The 20,065-nt window shown below is 58.6% G+C and carries 22 protein-coding genes; 12 read left to right on the top strand and 10 right to left on the bottom strand.

Annotation, left to right across the window (positions count from 1 at the left end):
* Positions 1-30: 30 nt before the first annotated feature.
* Entirely contained in the window at positions 31-897 is an 867-nt protein-coding gene (locus AB5Y76_RS05015; RefSeq protein WP_234916025.1) for a MetQ/NlpA family ABC transporter substrate-binding protein, read from the top strand.
* Between the two features lie 85 nt (positions 898-982).
* Here the strand turns inward: AB5Y76_RS05015 and AB5Y76_RS05010 are convergent, their stop codons facing one another.
* Entirely contained in the window at positions 983-2,833 is a 1,851-nt protein-coding gene (locus AB5Y76_RS05010; protein WP_201986767.1) for a DUF3413 domain-containing protein, read from the bottom strand.
* Positions 2,834-2,880: 47 nt separating this feature from the next.
* Complete coding sequence (locus AB5Y76_RS05005) at positions 2,881-3,108, bottom strand: YejL family protein (protein ID WP_005333874.1); 228 nt, start codon at positions 3,106-3,108, stop codon at positions 2,881-2,883.
* Between the two features lie 73 nt (positions 3,109-3,181).
* Here AB5Y76_RS05005 and yejK point away from each other — a divergent pair, with 73 nt between their 5' ends.
* From yejK to AB5Y76_RS04980, 5 genes are all read left to right on the top strand, one after another.
* The gene (gene yejK, locus AB5Y76_RS05000; protein WP_201986769.1) at positions 3,182-4,231 is read left to right on the top strand and encodes a nucleoid-associated protein YejK; all 1,050 of its coding nucleotides are present in this window, start codon (positions 3,182-3,184) and stop codon (positions 4,229-4,231) included.
* Between the two features lie 408 nt (positions 4,232-4,639).
* The gene (malE, locus tag AB5Y76_RS04995) at positions 4,640-5,821 is read left to right on the top strand and encodes a maltose/maltodextrin ABC transporter substrate-binding protein MalE (protein WP_005333871.1); all 1,182 of its coding nucleotides are present in this window, start codon (positions 4,640-4,642) and stop codon (positions 5,819-5,821) included.
* 75 nt (positions 5,822-5,896) lie between these two features.
* Entirely contained in the window at positions 5,897-7,549 is a 1,653-nt protein-coding gene (gene malF, locus AB5Y76_RS04990) for a maltose ABC transporter permease MalF (protein WP_005333870.1), read from the top strand.
* A gap of 12 nt (positions 7,550-7,561) precedes the next feature.
* Entirely contained in the window at positions 7,562-8,452 is an 891-nt protein-coding gene (gene malG / locus AB5Y76_RS04985) for a maltose ABC transporter permease MalG (RefSeq protein ID WP_005333868.1), read from the top strand.
* Positions 8,453-8,520: 68 nt separating this feature from the next.
* The gene (locus AB5Y76_RS04980) at positions 8,521-9,657 is read left to right on the top strand and encodes an ABC transporter ATP-binding protein (protein ID WP_005333867.1); all 1,137 of its coding nucleotides are present in this window, start codon (positions 8,521-8,523) and stop codon (positions 9,655-9,657) included.
* 112 nt (positions 9,658-9,769) lie between these two features.
* On the opposite strand, the gene ppk2 is transcribed toward AB5Y76_RS04980, so the two are convergent.
* Positions 9,770-10,585 carry a polyphosphate kinase 2 gene (gene ppk2, locus AB5Y76_RS04975; protein ID WP_100654022.1) on the bottom strand — a complete coding sequence of 272 codons (816 nt, stop codon included), beginning with the start codon at positions 10,583-10,585 and terminating at the stop codon, positions 9,770-9,772.
* A gap of 128 nt (positions 10,586-10,713) precedes the next feature.
* Here ppk2 and AB5Y76_RS04970 point away from each other — a divergent pair, with 128 nt between their 5' ends.
* Positions 10,714-11,514: an alpha/beta fold hydrolase gene (locus AB5Y76_RS04970; RefSeq protein WP_201986771.1), complete on the top strand. Its 801-nt coding sequence runs from the start codon at positions 10,714-10,716 to the stop codon at positions 11,512-11,514.
* A 111-nt stretch (positions 11,515-11,625) separates the two neighbouring features.
* Here the strand turns inward: AB5Y76_RS04970 and AB5Y76_RS04965 are convergent, their stop codons facing one another.
* From AB5Y76_RS04965 to AB5Y76_RS04955, 3 genes are read right to left on the bottom strand one after another with little or no spacing between them, the layout of a single operon-like run.
* Positions 11,626-12,432 (bottom strand): MipA/OmpV family protein, encoded by an 807-nt coding sequence (locus tag AB5Y76_RS04965; RefSeq protein WP_201986772.1) that lies wholly within the window; start codon positions 12,430-12,432, stop codon positions 11,626-11,628.
* A 35-nt stretch (positions 12,433-12,467) separates the two neighbouring features.
* A complete protein-coding gene (locus AB5Y76_RS04960; RefSeq protein ID WP_005352935.1) occupies positions 12,468-13,538 on the bottom strand; it encodes an AI-2E family transporter in 1,071 nt (356 codons plus the stop codon).
* A 25-nt stretch (positions 13,539-13,563) separates the two neighbouring features.
* Positions 13,564-13,797, bottom strand: a complete 234-nt coding sequence (locus tag AB5Y76_RS04955) for a sulfurtransferase TusA family protein (protein WP_201986775.1) — start codon at positions 13,795-13,797, stop codon at positions 13,564-13,566.
* Positions 13,798-13,918: 121 nt separating this feature from the next.
* Here AB5Y76_RS04955 and AB5Y76_RS04950 point away from each other — a divergent pair, with 121 nt between their 5' ends.
* Positions 13,919-15,373 (top strand): M48 family metalloprotease, encoded by a 1,455-nt coding sequence (locus AB5Y76_RS04950; RefSeq protein WP_005333848.1) that lies wholly within the window; start codon positions 13,919-13,921, stop codon positions 15,371-15,373.
* Between the two features lie 90 nt (positions 15,374-15,463).
* On the opposite strand, the gene AB5Y76_RS04945 is transcribed toward AB5Y76_RS04950, so the two are convergent.
* The gene (locus AB5Y76_RS04945) at positions 15,464-15,946 is read right to left on the bottom strand and encodes a TlpA disulfide reductase family protein (RefSeq protein ID WP_213388816.1); all 483 of its coding nucleotides are present in this window, start codon (positions 15,944-15,946) and stop codon (positions 15,464-15,466) included.
* A gap of 60 nt (positions 15,947-16,006) precedes the next feature.
* On the opposite strand from AB5Y76_RS04945, the gene arsC reads away from it, so the two are divergent.
* Together arsC and AB5Y76_RS04935 are read left to right on the top strand one after the other, a co-directional pair.
* A complete protein-coding gene (gene arsC / locus AB5Y76_RS04940; protein WP_042657676.1) occupies positions 16,007-16,357 on the top strand; it encodes an arsenate reductase (glutaredoxin) in 351 nt (116 codons plus the stop codon).
* Complete coding sequence (locus AB5Y76_RS04935) at positions 16,354-16,737, top strand: DUF2069 domain-containing protein (RefSeq protein WP_005333836.1); 384 nt, start codon at positions 16,354-16,356, stop codon at positions 16,735-16,737. Before arsC ends, AB5Y76_RS04935 begins: the two co-directional genes overlap by 4 nt.
* 56 nt (positions 16,738-16,793) lie before the next feature.
* On the opposite strand, the gene AB5Y76_RS04930 is transcribed toward AB5Y76_RS04935, so the two are convergent.
* Complete coding sequence (locus AB5Y76_RS04930) at positions 16,794-17,402, bottom strand: ACP phosphodiesterase (RefSeq protein WP_201986781.1); 609 nt, start codon at positions 17,400-17,402, stop codon at positions 16,794-16,796.
* A gap of 127 nt (positions 17,403-17,529) precedes the next feature.
* Positions 17,530-17,790: a hypothetical protein gene (locus tag AB5Y76_RS04925; RefSeq protein WP_201986783.1), complete on the bottom strand. Its 261-nt coding sequence runs from the start codon at positions 17,788-17,790 to the stop codon at positions 17,530-17,532.
* Between the two features lies 1 nt (position 17,791).
* Here AB5Y76_RS04925 and AB5Y76_RS04920 point away from each other — a divergent pair, with 1 nt between their 5' ends.
* Positions 17,792-18,571 carry an ABC transporter substrate-binding protein gene (locus AB5Y76_RS04920; RefSeq protein WP_201986884.1) on the top strand — a complete coding sequence of 260 codons (780 nt, stop codon included), beginning with the start codon at positions 17,792-17,794 and terminating at the stop codon, positions 18,569-18,571.
* A 66-nt stretch (positions 18,572-18,637) separates the two neighbouring features.
* Positions 18,638-19,768, top strand: a complete 1,131-nt coding sequence (gene iadA, locus AB5Y76_RS04915) for a beta-aspartyl-peptidase (protein WP_201986785.1) — start codon at positions 18,638-18,640, stop codon at positions 19,766-19,768.
* Between the two features lie 93 nt (positions 19,769-19,861).
* On the opposite strand, the gene AB5Y76_RS04910 is transcribed toward iadA, so the two are convergent.
* Positions 19,862-20,065, bottom strand: a 204-nt coding sequence (locus AB5Y76_RS04910; RefSeq protein WP_069566697.1) for an integrase core domain-containing protein, incomplete at its 5' end; no start/stop codon positions are given.

Genomic DNA, 20,065 nt, shown 5'->3' with positions numbered 1-20,065 from the left:
AGCTTGATGCGTACCTGACAGGGAGTCCCTATGCCGTTTCGTTCCTTCTTATCTTCTCTTTTTACTGCTTCCTTGCGTGCCACTGCTGGCGCCAGCACCTTTATTGCCGCGATAGCGGTCGGGAGCCTCTCTTTTTCCGCGGTTGCCGCCGATGCGTCCTTGCCGGCCAAACAGGAGATCGTGATTGGTACCACTGTGGGGGATTTTGCCGACATGGTGACCGATTCCATCAAGCCGCAGCTGGAGGCCAAGGGGTATAAGGTCAAGCTGGTGGAGTTCACCGACTATGTGACTCCCAATATTGCTCTGGCTGACGGATCACTGGATGTGAACTGCTTCCAGCACAAACCTTATCTGGAGAGTTTTGCCAAAGATCGCGGCTTGTCGCTGGCGCCCATTACCCAAGTGCCAACTGGCCCGATGGGGCTCTACTCCGGCAAGCTGGCGGCCCTCGACAAGGTGAAAGAGGGGAGCACGGTGGCCATTCCCAACGATCCAACCAATCAGGCGCGGGCGCTGTTGATGCTGCAGGATCTCGGTTGGCTGACCCTCAAGGAGGGGATCAACCCGCTCAAGGCGAGCGAGTTTGATGTGGTGAACAATCCGCACAATCTCAAGCTGGTGTTGCTGGAGGCGGCGCAGTTGCCCCGCTCGCGCGAGGATGTGGATTTCTCGGTGATCAACGGTAATTTTGCCGCCTCCAGCGGTATCCTGTTCAGTGAAGGACTGTTTCTGGAGCGCAGCTACGATTTCATCAACTGGGTGGTGGTGAAAAGCGCAGATGCGGATCAGCCTTTTGCCAAAGATGTGGCGGCAGCCTACAACTCGGCGGCTTTCAAATCCTATGCAGCCAAGCGTTTCGTCGGCTACAAGTACCCGCAAGGGTGGGGTGGCTAACAGTCGTGAACGTGGCACGGCTATACAACGAAAAACGCCCCGAATTCGGGGCGTTTTTTATGGTAGCAAGCCATCAACGGGCGCTTCACTGGTTGCGATAGAAGCGGTTCAGCTCGTTCATCACCTGGATCATGGCGCCCATATCCGGGGTGCCGTGCTTGATCGGGCGATAGCTGTTGCGCTCCAGCAGTTCGAAGTCACCCTGCTTGTTGAAGTGGGTGATGGTGTCCCCTTCATAGATGGCGAAGTCATTCTGATCCCCGGCCAGCAGCCAGTTGCGCGGGCTGGTATCAAACAGCGAGCGGCCAACGCTGTAATCGCGCGCCGGATTGCGCACACCCAGCATCCCCTGCATCAGGGTCGGCGCCAGATCGAAATGGCTGCTTGGTTGTTCCCGAACATCACTGCCGCGCCCCGGCCAGGCCAGTACCAGCGGTACCTGCACCTGATAGGGTGAGTAGTTGCTGCCTGCGCCCCAGCTGTTGCTACGGGTGTCGTTGAACTCCTGACCATGGTTGGAGGTGATCACGACGATGGTGTTGCTGTCCATCCCCTGCGACTGCAATTTGGTCAGCATCTGCTCAAGCAACTGGTCGGTATAGAAGACCGAGTTCTTGTAGCGGTTCTCCAGTTTTTGCAGGTTCTCCGACCGATAGGCTGTCGCCGGATTGAAGTTGGCGAGCTCCGGTTGGAACGGCCCCTTCATGGTGGCGGGCAACTGGTAGTCGCCGGGGCTCGAGAGATAGACCAGCGAGAACCAGGGACGCTCGGGAGAGCGCTTCTCCAGCCACTGTTGCCAGTCGGTCAGCAGCTTGCCATCGTCACTCTGTTCGGAGACAAACACCTGTTTGCGCAGACCGGCGAGGATGCTCTTGCGATACTTCTGGGCATCTTCCATCGCGCCGAACAGCCCGAACTGGTAATCCTGGCGCAGCATCTCGTCGAACAGCACCGGCGGACGCTTGTCGCTGCTGATGTCCTTGTAGTAGTGACCGGGCAACCCGTAGAAGAGGCTGAACATGCCCATCAGGTCGTCGTTGCCGCCACTCAGGTGATTGCGGAACGTCAGATGCTGATCCGCATAGCGCTGCAGATTGGGCATGTTGATGTTGTTGAGCATGTCAAAACGCAATGAGTCGACCACCACAATCAGCAGATTGTTGTGAGTCAGGGGGGCGTTGACGTTGAGCGGGCGCAGCGGATAGTGCATCCGGCTGTCGCTGTTATCCCCCTGGGAAGCAGCCTGCTTCTCGTACTGATCCAGATCCAGCCAGCCATGTTTGGCCAGGAAGGAGCGGGCCGTCATGGGGTAGGAGAGGGGGAAGTTGGCTCTCTGCATGGTGATGGGCTGATAGAGGGTCGCATCCGCCCAGCTGTTGACCACGTGGGTCAGAATAAAGCAGATCAGCAGGGCCAGCCCCACCTGATTGCCGTACTGGCGGCGCTTGCGCTTGTTGATCTTGCGCCAGACATAGGCCGACAGCAGCAGTTGCAGCAGGAAGATGGTGGGCACGGCAACGAAGATGATGCTCCAGATTGAGCCCTCTTCGGTCTGCGCCTGATCCAGCAGCAACTGCCATACCTGACTGTTGAGGTGGAACTTGAACAGCCGGAATACCTGGGTGTCGATCAGCAGCAGCACCAGCGCCAGGGTAGCGATGATGGCCGAGATGAACCGCAACGACTTCTCCTTGGGCAGCACGAAGCTGAGCGGGAAGATCGTCAACAGGTAGGTGACAAAACTCAGAAACGAGAAGTGGCCAATCCAGCTTACAACGAGATAGATCACGCCAAGCGTGGTCGATGGCCAGCTGATGGCACCCAGATAACGGGTGGCGATGAGCATGGCCAGAATAATGTTGAAGAAGGAGAACCAATGCCCCCAGGTGATCAGGCGAGAGACATTATCACGATAGGGGTTACCGGTTTCGACCATAGTGATCCATCTGCGTTGAGAAACGTCAAATCAACAGAGTCGGGGACTCAGTGTGCGTCGTGGCGATTATCGACCGATGCGGTCAGGGCCTGGACAAACTTTTCAGTGATGGCCTGGCGCTGGGCCGGTGCCATACCGTTGATGATATTGGTGGTCAGATTGCCAAGCACCATAAGGCTGAGATCCACCGGCGCTTTATGCTTTTCCAGCGCGGTGATCAGGTCGTTCATCAGGGCGTCAAATTGCTCGTTATTGTACTTTGATACGATAGGCATAATCTTCAGTTCATCTCGGTTCAAAGCGCCTTATAATACTTCACCCTTTCGGCTAACACTATGGCTTTGTGACATGAGTCTCGATATCGACAAGATCATTCTTCACTCCTTGCGCCAGGGCGGCGATGGTCAACCCCACGCCGATACCCGCAGCCAGACCCTGTCCCCTGATGAGGCGGTACAGGGACTGATGGCGGAACTGCATCGGATCTACAACGGCAAGGGCGGCAAGGGCTTTGGCTTCTTTGCCGACCCCGAGGCCGCCGTCGCCGAGCTGGCCGACGGTGAAGAGGCTCCCAAGCAGCCTTCACCCGCGTTTCGTATCGCCCTCGAACAGCTGCTCGACGAGCAGACCGAATTCGTTCCCTTCTCGGTCACCGTGACCCAGATGCTGGTCAAGCAGCTGGTGGAGCACGCCCTCGATGAGCAGGGGGTGCTGCTGTTTGCCAAATATAACTACGTCGGGGTCGATTATCTGCTGATTGCTCTGCTGGAGGGCAAGGAGAGCGTCACCGTCAGCGAAGCGCTGGAATTACGCCATATCCAGTATCTGGATATCGGCAAACTCAATCTGGTGGCCCGCATTGATTTGACCGAATGGAAAACCCAACCTGATTCGCGCCGCTATATCACCTTCTGCAAGGGGCGCATTGGTCGCAAACTGGGCGACTTCTTTATGGATCTGCTGGGTGCCCGCGAGGGCATGGATGCCAAGGTACAAAATAAAGGCTTGCTGCAGGCGGTCGAAGATTATTGCGACAGTCGTCAGCTCGAACCGACCGAGCGCAATGACTATAAAAAGCAGGTCTTCAAATATTGCACCGAACAGGCGAGTGCCGGTGAAGAGATCGAAATCAAGGAGTTGTCTGCAGAATTGCCCGGCGACGGTGATCTCGATTTTTACAGCTTTATCGGTCAGGAGTATGAGCTGGAAGAGCGCTTCCCGGCGGATCGCTCTACTCTGCGTGGTTTGACCAAGTTTGTCGGCTCCGGTGGCGGTCTGACTCTGAGCTTTGAGCAGAAGCTGTTGAACAGCCGGATCTTTTACGATCCCCAGACCGACACCCTGACCATCAAGGGTGTGCCGCCCAATCTCAAGGATCAGCTGCTGCGCCAGTCGTAGTCATGCTCCCGAGTGTGATCAACTCGTCATTTCTGGCAAAAAGAGACTCCGCCCCGGCGGGGTCTCTTTTTTTATCGCGCCCGGGCAGACCTCGAAACTGGCGCGGTACTTTGTTAACAAATCAAACAAAATAAACCACCTGAAAGGGTTTTCATTGAGGTGAAAACCCTTTCATTCATGAAATTTTATTTCATTTTGGTAATTATTATTCTGTGGTTGTCTGGAATTAAGCCGATAAATGGCCGTAATTCCCTGAAATAAGAAAATGTTTTCAAAACTTTCTGGAAGGAAGTACGTAATTGCATTTCAAAAATGCGAGTTGCGTCATGTGAGCCGTTTGCCGCTTGGGATAATATTCATCTCGCACACAATGCTCTTACAGCGCGGAACTAATACAAGGAAAGGCTCATGAAAAAGAAATTGCTGTCATCCCTGATCGGTCTGGCCACTCTTGGCGTCGCTTGCTCTGCTACTGCTGCCATCGATGAAGGCCAGCTGACCATCTGGATCAACGGTGACAAGGGATACAACGGTCTGGCTGAAGTGGGTAAGAAGTTTGAAGCAGAAACCGGCATCAAGGTTACTGTTGCTCACCCGGATCAGGTTGAAGTGAAATTCCAGCAAGCCGCCGCCACTGGCAACGGCCCGGACATCTTCTTCTGGGCTCACGACCGTTACGGTGAGTGGGTCAAAGCCGGTTTGCTGGTTCCGGTAACGCCGAACGCTGCCACCAAAGGCAAATTTGAACAGCTGGCATGGGATGCCATGACTGTTGATGGCAAAACCTATGGCTACCCGGTTGCCATGGAAGCAGTCAGCCTGATCTATAACAAAGACCTGCTGCCCGAGCCGCCGAAAACCTTCGAAGAGATCGCCAAGATTGACGAGACTCTGAAGAAAAACGGCAAGCGCGCCATCATGTGGGCTTATGACACCCCGTACTTCAGCTATCCGCTGGTGGCTGCCAACGGTGGTTACGCCTTCAAGAAAACCGCTACCGGTTATGACGTCAAAGATACCGGCGTGAACAACGCAGGTGCCAAGATGGGCGTGGGCTACATCTCCGAGATGATCAAGTCCGGTCACCTGGAAAAAGGCATCGACTACGGTGTGATGGACGCCAAGTTCAACAAGGGCGAAGTGGCCATGATGATCAACGGTCCCTGGGCCTGGAGCAACCTGGACAAGAGCGGCATCAAGTACGGCGTAGCGCCGCTGCCGACCCTGAACGGCAAGCCGGCCAAAGCCTTCGTTGGCGTACTGGGTGCCACCATCAACGCCGCCAGCCCGAACAAGGATCTGGCTATCGAGTTCCTGGAAAACTACCTGCTGACCGATGCCGGTCTGGCGCCGGTTAACGCCGACAAGCCGCTGGGTGCCGTTGCGCTGAAATCCTTCCAGAAGACCCTGGAATCCGATCCGCACATCAAGGCCACCATGCTGAACGCCCAGGCTGGCGAGCCGATGCCATCCGTTCCCGAGATGAGCCGTTTCTGGTCTTCCTTCGAAACTGCCCTCAAGAACGTGACCTCCGGTCGTCAGGGTGTTGACGAAGCTCTGGATACCGCTGCCAAGCGTATCGTTCAGTAAGCACGCACTACCCGGGAGGCCGTCATGGCCTCCCACTCTCTCAAATCTCTCTTGGCGTTATAAAGGTTAATTGGCATGGAAGTAGTACCTTCTGTTGAGTCCTATGCCGGTCCGAAGGATAAGCACACCTGGCTTAAGTGGACCATAGCGGCCCTGGTTGCCATCCTCAACGGCTACGCAGCCGTGATGATGTACGCCAGTGGCGAGTGGGTATTCGCGCTGCTGGATCTGGTGGTGGTTTCCGTCGGTCTGTATGTCTTCATGAACAAGAAGACCTATGCCCATCGCTACATCTTTCCGGGTGTTGCGGGCATGGTTGTGTTTATCATCTTCCCTCTTGCCTACACCATTGGCATTGCCTTCACCAACTATTCGGGGTCCAACTTGCTCTCCGTGGAGCAGGCGCGGGACTACCACCTGAAGAAAACCTACAAGGTGGCGGGCGGTGAATTCGATTTTACCCTGCTGGGTGGCGACAACGGCCAGTTTCAGCTGCTGCTGACACAGGATGATCAATCCTTTATCAGCCAACCTGTTTCCCTGATGACCAACAAGGCCCGTGAGCTGGCGTCCCGCGAGGGCCGTGTGCAGAACACCCAGCAAGTGGTCGAGCTGCAGCCCTTCACTGGCGAAGCAGCCAGCAAGGCCGCACCGATCCGCGCCATTGTTGAGCATCGTACTCATTTGAGTGACCTTGATCTGGTGCTGCCGGATGGCGGTACCCACCTGACCCTGAGCAGTCTGCGCAAGTTTGCCGCCCAGAAGCAGCACTACACCCGTCTGATGGATGGTGCCGTGCTCAAGTCCGGCGTGGTGATCAAAGACAGCAACCTGCTGCGTGATACCCAGAATGGCGAGCTGATGCTGCCCAATGGTGAGACCGGCTTCTATCAGTACATCGACGAACAGGGTCAGTTTGTCGGCAAGGGTATTGCTCCGGGCTTTGTGGTGAGCGTCGGTTGGAAGAATTTCGCGCGCATCGTCACCGATCCGGGCATCCAGTCACCCTTCCTGCAGATCTTCATCTGGACTGTGATCTTCTCAACCTGCTCCGTCGCTTTCACCTTGGCTATCGGCATGGTGCTGGCCTGTCTGGTGCAGTGGGAAGAGCTCAAGGGGCGCGGTTTCTATCGGGTCATGTTGATCCTGCCCTATGCGATTCCGGCGTTTATCTCCATCCTGGTGTTCAAGGGGTTGTTCAACCAGAACTTCGGTGAGATCAACATGTTCCTGGAAGCTGCGTTTGGCATCAAACCGGACTGGTATACCAACCCCTTCCTGGCCAAGGTGATGATCCTGATTGTCAACACCTGGCTCGGCTACCCCTACATGATGATCCTCTGCATGGGCCTGCTCAAAGCCATTCCGGAAGATCTCTATGAAGCGTCAGCCATGGACGGTGCCGGCCCGGTACAGAACTTCTTCAAGATCACCGTACCGCTGCTGATGAAGCCGCTGACACCGCTGTTGATTGCCTCGTTCGCCTTCAACTTCAACAACTTCGTGCTTATCCAGTTGTTGACCAACGGTGCGCCCGACATCATCGGCGCCAGCACCCCGGCCGGTACCACCGACTTGCTGGTGAGTTATACCTACCGGATTGCGTTCCAGGGATCGGGTGGTCAGGACTACGGTCTGGCCAGTGCCATCGCCACCGCCATCTTCCTCATCGTAGGTGCGCTGGCGCTGCTCAACCTGAAATTGTCCAAAGCCGACAAGCAGCTGTAAGGAGGCTTCAACATGGCAATCGTACAACCCAAATCAGTCAAATACCGGGTGTGGGCAACCCACCTGGTCATGTGGGGCTTCCTGGCGCTGATCATCTTCCCGTTGATCATGGTTATCGCCATCTCGTTCCGTAACGGTAACTTCGCGGTAGGGGAGATCATCCCCTCCAATCCGACGCTGGATCACTGGAAGCTGGCGCTGGGCATGTCTATCACCAACGCCGACGGCAGCATCACGCCGCCGCCGTTCCCGGTGCTGACCTGGTTGTGGAACTCCATCAAGATCGCCGGCATCACTGCCCTGATGATCGTGACGCTCTCCACCACCTGTGCCTACGCCTTTGCCCGCCTGCGTTTTCGTGGCAAGTCCACCATCCTGCAGGGCATGCTGATTTTCCAGATGTTCCCGGCAGTGCTGGCACTGGTAGCCATCTACGCGCTCTTTAACAAGATTGGTGACTACATCCCCTGGCTGGGTCTCAATACCCACGGTGGCCTGATCCTGGCGTACATGGGGGGTATCGCCCTCCACGTCTGGACCATCAAGGGCTACTTCGAGACCATCGACTCCTCCCTGGAGGAGGCGGCGGCCATCGACGGTGCGACCCCGTGGCAGGCATTCCGTCTGATCCTGTTGCCCCTGTCGGTGCCCATCCTGGCGGTAGTGTTTATTCTGGCCTTTATCGGTTCCATTACCGAGGTGCCCATGGCCTCCATCCTGCTGCAGGATGTGAACAATCTGACCCTGGCGGTCGGGGCCCAGCAGTACCTCTATCCGCAGAACTATCTGTGGGGTGATTTCGCGGCGGCCGCAGTGCTCTCCGGTTTCCCCATCACAGTGGTCTTCCTGTTGGCACAGCGCTGGTTGGTTGGCGGTCTGACTGCTGGTGGTGTGAAAGGTTAAGTTTATGGCCGGGGGAGCTGACTCCCCCCGCTATCACGATTTGCAAAGATTCAAGAGCGGAGCTCGTCATGGCTGAAGTAGTACTCAACAACGTTCGCAAAAATTACGATCCGGCTGTTCACAAGGACACCCTGCGCAACATCAACCTCTCCATCAAGGAGGGCGAATTCATCGTCTTCGTCGGCCCGTCCGGCTGCGGTAAATCCACCCTGCTGCGGATGATCGCGGGTCTGGAAGACATCACCAGCGGTGAGCTGACCATCGGCGGTCGCTACATGAACGACGTGCCGCCGGTAGAGCGCAACGTCGGCATGGTGTTCCAGTCCTACGCCCTTTATCCGCACATGAACATCTACGAGAACATGGCCTTTGGTCTGAAGCTCAAGAAGATGGACAAAGAGAACATCCACAAGCGGGTGATGCGCGCCGCCGAGATCCTGGGTCTTGAGCCGCTGCTGGACAGAAAGCCCAAGGCGCTCTCCGGTGGTCAGCGTCAGCGTGTCGCCATCGGTCGCTCCATCGTGCAGCAGCCGCAGGTGTTCCTGTTTGACGAACCGCTCTCCAACCTGGATGCCGCGCTGCGGGTCAAGATGCGGATCGAGATCGCCAAGCTGCACAAAGAGCTTAACTCCACCATCATCTACGTGACTCACGATCAGGTGGAAGCGATGACCTTGGCCGACAAGATTGTGGTGCTGAGCCCGCTCAAGGCCGAAGCTGCCACCAACCTGGAACAGTTCGGTTCACCGCTGGATCTCTACCACAACCCGGACAACAAGTTCGTGGCGGGCTTTATCGGCTCTCCCAAGATGAACTTCCTGGCGGGCGAGTTGCTGGAGATTGGCGAGCAGGAGTGCCTAGTCAAGTTGACCTCTGGCGATACCGTGCGTGCCCGGGTCGATGCCCGCAGTGGCGCTGTGGGTGACAAGGTGGAGCTGGGTATTCGCCCCGAGCATCTGATGCCGCTGGATCACCCCCATGCGCACAGCAAGGTGAGCGGGATCGTGCAGGTGGCCGAGCACCTGGGTGCCGAGTCCTTCGTTTATATGGATGTGGATGGTCACGACTTTACCGTCAAGGCCACCTCGGATGTGGATGTGGCGACCGGTCAGACCTACAGCGTGGGTATCCCGGCCGAAGCCTGCTACCTGTTCGATGCCAAGGAGCAGGCGTTCCCCCGTACTGCCAAATATATCCGTACCTGATTTTTTGTTGTGCTGGTTTTCCTTTCTTAATAATCAATGCCTTTTTGCCGGTCGTCAGACCGGCTTTTTATTGCCTGCGATTTGAACACGCAGATAGGCAAGGTAACCCGGCTCAAGCCTCGAGTTCGGCGGTAATATCGGGCACAAAGGTCTGGCTGGTCAGGGGAGGGCGCTCATACCCTTCGGTCTTGATGGGGGGGAGCTTGATGGGCTCGTAGTGGATCGCCTCGTAGGGCACCTTGCTCAGCAGATGGGCGATGCAGTTGAGCCGGGCACGGCGTTTGTCATCTGCCTCCACTACGAACCAGGGACAATCCTCGGTGTCGGTGTAGGTGAACATGTCATCCTTGGCGCGGGAGTACTCCACCCAGCGCGAGCGGGACTGCAAATCCATCGGGCTGAACTTCCAGCGCTTGATGGGCGTATTTATCCGCTCCTTAAAGCGCTTCTCCTGCTCCTCGTCGCTGACCGAGAACCAGTATTTGATCAAGGTGATGCCGGAGCGGATCAGCATCCGCTCAAACTCGGGGCAGGCGCGCAGAAACTCGCGATACTCGGCATCGCTGCAAAATCCCATCACCCGCTCAACCCCAGCCCGGTTGTACCAGGATCGGTCAAACAGCACCATCTCGCCAGCGGCGGGCAGGTGGGCCACATAACGCTGAAAGTACCACTGGGAGCGCTCCCGATCGGAGGGGGCGGGCAGCGCCGTGACCCGGCAGACCCGGGGGTTGAGCGGCTCGGTGATCGCCTTGATGACGCCCCCTTTACCGGCGGCGTCCCGTCCTTCGAACAGTACCACTACCTTTAACCCCTCCTGCTTGACCCACTCCTGCAGCTTGACCAGCTCCTCCTGCAGATGGGCAAGGTGGTGCTCGTAGCACTTCTTGTCCAGACGCGGCCGCTTCTTGCTCTTCTCCTTCGCCATGGGCTTCTCCTTTTGGCATCCTTTCATGGGTGACTTCTTTGAGTCACTGTCAGCTTGCACCAGGGAGGCGTCACCTGCCAAGGGGGACGTGATACACTGCCCGCCCATCGCTGGCAACAGGAGATAACATGAAGCATTTTATGGAGATAGCGGGCCGCCGGATGGCCTATCTGGACGAAGGGCAAGGGCCGGTACTGCTGTTTGGCCACAGCTATCTGTGGGACAGCGCCATGTGGGCGCCGCAAATCGAGGCGCTCAAGGGCAGCTATCGCTGCATCGTTCCCGATCTGTGGGGCCACGGTGATTCCGACCTGCTCCCCGAAGGTGGCTGCACCCTGGCGACGCTGGCGCGGGATCACCTGGCGCTGCTCGATGCCCTCGGGGTAGACGAGTTCGTACTGGTGGGCCTCTCCATCGGCGGCATGTGGGGTGTGGAGCTGGCGCGCATGGTGCCAAACCGCCTTAAGGGTCTGGTGCTGATGGACAGTTTTGTCGGCCTGGAACCGCAGATCACCTGCGAGCGCTACCTCGGCATGCTGGCGATGATCGAGCAGCTCGGCACCGTGCCGGCGCCCATCATCGAACAGGTGGCGCCTATCTTCTTTGCCAGCCAGCCTGATGAGGCGCTGATGAGTGGTTTCAAGGCGCGTCTGGCCGCCTGGCCAAACGAGAAGATTGCCGCCATGGTGGCGGTGGGCCGCAGCTTTGTGACCCGCGAAGATCGTATCGAGTGGCTGGAGGAGATCACCACTCCCGCACTGGTGATGACCGGCTGCGAGGACAAGGCCCGTCCGGTGCTGGAGGGCTATCTGATGGCTGAGGTGCTGGGTTGCCCGTTCAGGGAGATCCCGATGGCTGGCCACATCTCGTCGCTGGAAAATCCGGCCTTCGTCAATCAGCAGATGATCGATTTTCTGGCGGCGCTGTAAGCCTGAATTGGCAGCTTGAGCAGGCTGTACGACCAGCCTGATGGTCGTGAAAAAGGGAGCCGAGGGCTCCCTTTTGTTTGGTCGTGTCTCACGGTTCAAGACTCATAACCGTTACCAGATATAGCCCAGCGCAAAACCCGCATAGAGCTCGCCGTCGTGCTGGACGATGGGGCTGTTTTTGATGTCCCGATCATACCATTCGTAGTTCATGGCAAACATGCCAATCCAGTTGGGGCTGAAGCGGTAACTGGTGATGAGGGCCGTCATCGGGGAGAGGGTGGTACCGGTATCCCAAGCAGGCCGCTGGGCAGTCGCCTCGCTCTCGGAGATGCCGCCGAAATAGTAGTTGGCCATCTTGTCGCTGCGCAGCATCAGCCCCATCCCCGGCATGATCAGCAGGTTGTCACGCAGGATGGGGAAATCGGCCCACAGCAGCAGCTCCTGTCCCTTGCTGCGGCCGGTGACATCGCTGTTGGCACGCACGGTCAGCAGGGCGTAGGGGGTGATGATGTTGCCACCGATCCCGCCTTCCAGTTGCCATTTTCGCTGCTCCATGCCAGTAAAGGCCGGAGAATCCTCGGGATCCAGATTGCCAAAACGGACCCGGCCATAGCCGTAGAGGGCCACGTTATCATCCTTGTGGAAGTAGTAGCGGGCCCGATCTCCCAGAAACATAAAGTCGTCGCCGAAGTAGATAAAGCCGGGGATGGCGTAGAGGCTGTTATCTTGTGCTTCATAACGGGCCTGCCCCCCGATGAGCGCCGCACCGGCGACAAAGCCTTGTGGCACCGGACTGGTTGGGCTGTCGCTGGTGAGCAGATCCATGGCACCAAGATCGATATCGGCACGCGCTGGGAGGGCTGCAGCGAGGAGCAGGGCCGTCAGCCCTGCCGCTCTGATTTGACGAAAAAAGGTCATGGACACTCCGTTGTCACGATTGCAGGGGAAGCAGGTTATTTTGCGGCACTGGGCATCTCTTCACGTTTTGGCCAGGCATTGATCACCGCCTTGACCAGGGTGGCGAGGGGAATGGCGAAGAAGACTCCCCAGAATCCCCACAAGCCGCCGAAGACCAGCACGGCGATGATGATGGCCACCGGATGGAGGTTGACCGCTTCCGAGAAAAGTACAGGTACCAGCAGGTTGCCATCGAGGGCCTGAATGACCAGATAAGCTACCATCAGCCAAGCGAACTCCGGGGTGAGCCCCCACTGGAACAGGGCGACCATGGCGACCGGCACGGTCACCACGGCGGCGCCGATATAGGGAATCAGCACCGAGAAGCCGACCGCGACCGCCAGCAGCACCGAGTAGCGCAGTCCCATCAGGGCGAAGGGAACATAGGTGGCGATGCCGACGATGAGGATCTCGATCACCTTGCCGCGGATGTAGTTGATGATCTGGTTGTTCATCTCGACCCACACCCGGTTGACCAGGGTGCGGTTGCGCGGCAGGAAGCGGCGCAGGCTGCCCATCAGTACCCGCTTGTCTTTGAGCATAAAGAAGACCATCAGCGGCACCAGAATGAGGTAGATCATGATGGCGACCACGTTGACCAGCGAACTGAGGGAGGCGCTTACCAGATGCTCGCCGCCACTGAGGATGCGCTGGCGAATATTGTCGATGACGGTCTCCACCAGACTGACGTCGATGAGCTCGGGGTATTTGTCAGGCAGGGTGCGCACATAATCCTGAGCGTGGGTCAGCATGGCCGGCGCCTCTTTGGCCAGATTGATCCCCTGACTGACCAGCGTCGGGATAAGACCCAGCAAGGAGGCCACTGCCACCGCAATAAAGAGGATCAGAATGACGCTGGTGGCCAGGGTGCGCGACAGCCCCGCTTTTTGCAGCCGGGCGACCGGCCACTCCAGCAGATAGGCCATTACCAGCGCCACCAGCAGGGGGGCCAGCAGATCGCCAAACAGCCAGATGATGGTGAAGCAGAACACCAGCAACAGGAAAAGGGTAACGGCATCGGGATCGGAAAAACGGGTCTGATACCAGCGCTTCAATACTTCTAACATGACGGCATCCTTACATCACTGGGGCTCAAGATGGTTGTTTCGCCCCGACAACCAACTGCAAAGAGAGGGTTTTGTCCGCTTCTTGCTGCACCTCGACATGGTGGCCCTGACGGTGCAGATAGGCCGGAATATCCTGCCGGGAGCCCGTATCGGCCAGCCGGATGGTGACGGTTTGACCGCTTTTGGCCTCCCTTAACCAGAGCTTGAGCAGGATCAGCGGCTCGGGGCAGCGCCAGGGGGTCAGGTCGAGAATTTCCATGGGGGCTCCATCAGGCAGGTGGCCGCTATTATGGCCGTGATAAGAGCATGAAACAACGCTTGTAGCCCTTGATGGGCAAGGGTATTCTGCCGAGGCCCTTTCTGATGGAGATAGAGATAACGTGGCACGTTTTTCCCCCCTGATGGCATCGCTTCCCCTGCTGGCTTCCCTGATGGGCGCCACGTTTCATGCCGAGGCCAACAATCAGCTTCCCGACATCGGCACGGCCGGGGTTGCTGCCCTGCCCATCGAGCAGGAAGTGCGTTACGGCAACGCTTTTATGCGCTTTGCCCGTGCGGGTCTGCCGATCATCGATGATCCGGTGCTGAGCCAGTACATTGATGATCTGGGTCAGCGATTGCTGACCAACGCCGATGGGGTGCGTTTCCCGTTTACCTTCTTCCTCATCAATGATCCCAGCATCAACGCGGCCGCCTTCCTCGGCGGGCGAGTCAAGGTGCACACTGGTCTATTCCTCTACGCCGACAGCGAGAGCGAGCTGGCCTCGGTACTGGCCCACGAAATCACCCACGTGACCCAACGCCATATCGCCCGTTATATGGAAGCGCAGGCGAGCAGCTCGGCAGTGACCCTGGCCGGTCTGGTGGGCTCCATCGCGCTGGCGGTGATCAACCCGACCGCCGGTATCGCTGCGTTGCAGACTACGCTGGGCCTCTCCATGCAGTCGGCCATCAACTACACCCGCGACAACGAATATGAAGCGGATCGCATCGGCATGAAGACGCTTTATGATGCCGGTTTCGACCCCATGGGGATGGCCAACTTCTTCCAGAAACTGGCTGCCGAATACCGTTACGCCAGCAAGCCGCCGGAAATGCTGCTCACTCACCCGCTGCCGGAGACCCGGATCAGCGAGGCTCGCGCTCGGGCGGGCAGCTATGGCCGCCGCGACTTGCCGCCCAGTCTCGACTTCTGGCTGGCCAAGGTGCGGATTCAGGTGCGTTTTGGTACCGATACCCCGCAGGGGCTGCTGAGCTACTTCGATAGCCGGATCCAGAAGGGGGATTACCCGCTCAAGGATGCCGCCATCTATGGCAAGGCGCTGGCGCTGATCCAGCTCAAGCGCACCGACGAGGCTGATACCCTGATGCAGGAGCTGGCGGCCCGTCATCCGGAAGATCTTTTTATCGTCGATGCCCAGACCGACATCGATCTGGCCAAGGGGCGCAGTGCTCAGGCCATCGCGCGCCTCGAGAAGTTCCGCAGCCGGATGCCGGATAACGAAGTGGTGGTGGTCAACCTCGGCAACGCCTACCTCGAGAGCGGCAACTACAAGAAGTCCATCGCCATCCTCGACCCCTATGCCCGTGCCCATGAGGAGAATAATCTGGCCTGGAACCTGTTGGCCGATGCCTATCGCAAGGCGGGCAGAATGACCGAGCTGCATATGGCGCGGGCCGAGATGCTCGCACTGCGCGGGGATTATCAGGCGGCCATCGACGAGCTGATCGTTGCGCGCGGTACCACCAGCGACCGGATGACCCTGGCTCGTCTGGAGGCGCGCATCACCGAGCTGGAGCGGGCCAAGAAGGATCTCGACAGCCTCAAGGGCTAACGAAACCTATCAAACAAGGGCGCACTATGGTGCGCCCTTGTTGTTTATGGCGGTGGCGTTGATGTGGGGGACGGTGATAGCAGCGATGGGCTAGTGACTCATGCTGCTGGCGGTCGCCTTGAGCATCTCGAGCTGCTGCTGGTCGAGCTCGCCGACCAGCGTCTGCTTGAGCTTGCCCTCGCTATCGAGCAGATAGCTGGTGGGCAGGCCGCTTGGGCGAGGGAAGGGGAGCTTGGCATCTTCATTGGCAATAAGGAGCGGCACCTTGATGTGATACTGCGCAGCCAGCTTGTTCAGCTCTGCTGGCGTGGTCGGGTCGTAGTTGATGGCCACCACTGTGATCTGGCCCTCCGCTGCCAGCCTGTTGAGGCGCGGCATCTCGCGCAGGCAGGGAGCGCACCAGGGGGCGAAGTAGTTGACCAGCAGCGGCTTGCCGGCAAAGTGGCGCAGGCTGACCGACTGCCCTGTTGCATCGGTAAATTCGGGGACGGGCGTGCAGGCGCCCAGCAGGCCAGCCACAATCAGCCAACAAATTCGTTTCAATTCCTTTCCACTGCTGCTTACCCTGACCATCACTTTCCCCTACAATAGCGCCGTTTCTAATCCCATCTTGCGATTAATCAGGGAGTTACCATGAGCGAGACCCAAATCTACCACAATCCGCGCTGCTCCAAGAGTCGCGAAACCCTGGCCCTGCTGGAACAGCACGGGATCGCCCCTGATGTGGTGCTCTATCTGGAGCAGGCCCCGAGCGAAGATGAGATCCGCAACCTGCTCTCTCTGCTCGGTTTTAGCGATCCCCGCCAGCTGATGCGCACCAAGGAGGATCTCTACAAGGAGCTGGGATTGGCCGATGTCAGCGGTGATGCCCTTATTCGCGCCATGCACCAGCATCCCAAGCTGATCGAGCGCCCAATTGTCATCAAGAATGGTCAGGCCCGTATTGGTCGCCCGCCGGAGCAGGTGCTGGAGATCCTCAAGTGAGCACCCGCTTCGCACGTTGGCTGACTCTGGTCGGCTTCTTCGGCCTGCTGGGCTGGGTCATCCTCTGGCATCTGTGGCTGTCACCCCACCCGGACCTCAACCCCTGGCTGCTGCCGGTGATCTGGACGGTGCCGCTGCTCTTTCCCCTCAAGGGAATCGTGCAGGGCAATCCCTACACCCACGCCTGGGGCAACTTCGTGTTGATGCCCTATTTCCTCCACGCCCTCACCCTGATCACCACGGATGAGGGGGAGCGGTGGCTGGCGGTGGTGGAGCTGGTCTTCACCACTCTCGCCTTTGTCGGCACCATCTATTACGCCCGACTGCGTGGTCGGGAACTTGGCTTAAGCATTCGCAAGAAGAAAGACGAAGCCAACTGATGACAAACGCCCCGCAAGGGGCGTTTTTTATGGGGAAGCTGCTCTATCCAGAGGGATCACTGTGCCCCTTGGGCTTCCCGATATTGGGCCAGCTGCTGCTGGCTAAAGTCCATCAGCTGGGGATAGAAGCGCAGAAATCCCGCCTCGCATGTTTGCCACTGCGACTCATCGAGGGTCAGCAGCGCCTCTCCCAGTTGTACCGGGCGGCGCAGTCGGCGACCTATGCCATTTAGCGCTTGCCCCAGCCCCTCCCTGTGGCAGTAGGAGGCGATCCAGTTCTGCTCGGCCATCCGTTTGAGGGGGAGTGGCAGTCCGTCCGGCAGGCGTGGGTGATCCGCCAATAGCTGCTCATAACTGCGTTGCAGGAAGCGGGGCAGGGGCTCGGTGCTGAACAGTCCCCAGTGCAGGCTCAGCCAGTGGTCGTAGATCATATCAACCACTATGCCGCCAAAGCGGCGCCAGGGGGCCTCGAAACAGGCGACGGCCGCCTTGTGCTCGGGGTGGCTGTCGGTGAAAGCGTCAATTTTGCGGTGTAGCCAGATCCCCTCATCGAAGTGGGCGGCAAGCCCCGTGGGCAGCGTGCCTTTGACGAAATCGCCGAGCAGATTGCCGGTGAGAGAGCTTCGGGTGTGGGCAGCCAGATGGAGATGGGCCAGAAAATTCATCGGTCGCTGTGGGTCTGTTATGGAATGGCAAGGTGCTTCGAGCCTAACGGATCCCGCCCGCCTTGACCATGACCGGGATTTTGCTACTGCCCGGCGGCTGCCTCTTGCCGGGCAAAATTCGGGCGTGCTAAGGTGATGCCATCTTTGTCACAGGACGCGACAAACCACCATGATGCGCAAAGCCAGAGGCTTTTTTCTGGCCTTCTACTTCAAGCCTTTCTATCTCTCCGAGTGGTTCGACGAATAGATCGAACCCCTGGAGCAGTTCACTGACGCCCGCTTGGGCTTGATCTCGCTCATCCAGATTTTGCCGCTTTTGGTCATCGCATGCATTTGCCTGCGGTGCCTTGTCCGCGCCTGTGCGCTTTTTATGTAATGGAGTACTCATGATGAAGATCAGACTGACCCTCTCAGCCCTGTTTGTTGCCAGCCTGCTGGCCACCCCTGCCATGGCCAAGGAGTGGAAAACCGTGCGCTTCGGGGTGGAGGGGGCCTACCCGCCCTTCTCCTGGACCGATGCGTCGGGTGAGCTCAAGGGGTTTGATATCGATCTCGCCAACGCCCTTTGTAAGCAGATGGCGGTCAAGTGCGAGCTGGTGGCGCAGGATTGGGACGGTATGATCCCGGCCCTGCTGTCGCGCAAATACGATGCCATCATCGCCGCCATGTCGATCACCGACGAGCGGCGCCAGAAGGTCGACTTCACCGAGAAATATGCCCATATTCCCAATCGCTTTGTGGCGGCCAAGGGGACCGAGCTGACGCTGACCCCGGAAGGCATGGCGGGCAAGCGCATCGGGGTGCAGCGTGCTACCACCCACGACAAGTACCTGACCGACAATTTTGGCTCGAATGTCACCATAGTCCGCTACGGCAATGCCGATGAGGCCTATCTCGATCTGAAGGCGGGTCGGGTGCAGGCCCTGTTGGCCGATGCCTCTGCCATCGAGCAGGGGCTGCTTGGCAAAGAGGGGGGCGACAAGTTCGACTATGTGGGGCCCGCCCTGACCGATCGCCAGTGGTTTGGTGATGGTATGGGGATCGCCGTGCGCAAGAGCGATAAGGAGCTCAAGGGCAAGCTGGACGAGGCGATCAAGGCCTTGCGTGCCAACGGCACCTATCAGCAGATCAACCAGAAGTACTTCAAGTACGATATATATGGTGGTTGACGGGGGGAGGGAGCTTGCTCCCTCTCTTTTCATCGGGTAAGCGACAATCGTGCAAGGAGGATCGCCATGTTGACCCTGATCGAGGGGGCCGAGATCTTCAGCCCCACCCACCTTGGCCAGCAGGATCTGCTGGTGGCTGATGGCCGTATCGCCTGGATGGGCAAGGGGTTGACGGTGCCCGCAAACTGGCCGCTGCATCGGGTCGATGGTCGAGGCCGCTATCTGGTGCCCGGGCTGGTGGATCCGCTGGCCCATATCACCGGCGGCGGCGGTGAGGGGGGCTTTGCCTTTCGCACCCCGGAACTGGCGGCGAGCGAGGCGCTCAGGGCCGGCGTCACTACCCTGGTGGCGGCGCTTGGCACCGACAGCCTGACCCGCACTCCCGCGCAGGTGCTCGGCAAGGTGCGCGAGTTTCGCGCCGCCGGGGTGAGCGCCTTTATGTATAGCGGCTCCTACCATCTGCCGGTCAAGACCCTGACCGGCACGCTGGAGTCGGACATCATCCTGATCCCTGAGGTATTGGGGGTGGGGGAGGTGGCTATCAGCGACCACAGATCCAGCGCGCCGACCCACGATGAGCTGGCCAGGCTTGCCAGCGAGGCGCGAGTGGCTGGGCTGCTTGCGGGCAAGAGCGGGGTCAGCTTCTTCCATGTCGGGGATGGCAAGGGGGCATTGGCCCCCCTGAGGGCTCTTCGCGATGAGACCGACATTCCACTGCGCCAGCTCTATCCCACTCACTGCAACCGCAACCCCTGGCTCTTTGCCGAGGCCATCGAGTGGGGCAAGGCGGGAGGTTGGGTAGATCTCACCACCTCGAGCTTTCCCGATCTGCTGGAGGATGGCGAGCGGCTTGCCGCCGATGCGTTTCTCGAGCTGCTGGCCGCCAATGTGCCTGCCGATCGCATCACCTTCAGCTCGGATGCCAACGCCAGCCTGCCGCGCTTTGATGGCGAAGGGCGGCTAATCGAGATGCGCTGCGGCCAGATTGCCAGCCTGTGGCAGCAGTGCGCGCGCGCGACCCGGCTCGGTGTCTCGCTGGAGAGGGCGTTGGCCGCGGTGACGAGCAATCCGGCACAGGCGCTGGGGCTTTGCAGCAAGGGGCGTATCGGGGTCGGGCAGGATGCGGATCTGCTGCTGGTACACGACCGGACGTTTGCTATCGAGCGAGTGATGAGTGGCGGCCAGTGGCGCGAATAAGGCTGCGGGCAATATCGCAGCCAGTGCGAATGCGTGGTTGCTCCTGTCTAGTCCTGAAATAGGTTTACACATTTTCAACTAGCATTTCTCCACTCAGAACCCCCTATGTACCGCATCGGGGGTTCTGTATTTCAACGCATGATGCGGCCGCTCCGCGTTGTAAATATCCACCGCTTCACGCACCATTTCCCGCGCTTGCGTTAAATCCTGCGGGCTTTGCAACAATAACTCTCCTTTCAAAATCCCGTTCACCCGCTCCGCCAACGCATTCTGGTAACAGTCATACCCATCCGTCAT

This window comes from Aeromonas sp. R1-2 (genome assembly GCF_040908505.1).
Classification (GTDB): domain Bacteria; phylum Pseudomonadota; class Gammaproteobacteria; order Enterobacterales; family Aeromonadaceae; genus Aeromonas; species Aeromonas veronii.
Note: the sequence above shows the minus strand (reverse complement) of the source record. Positions and strands in the feature narration are given on the sequence as shown.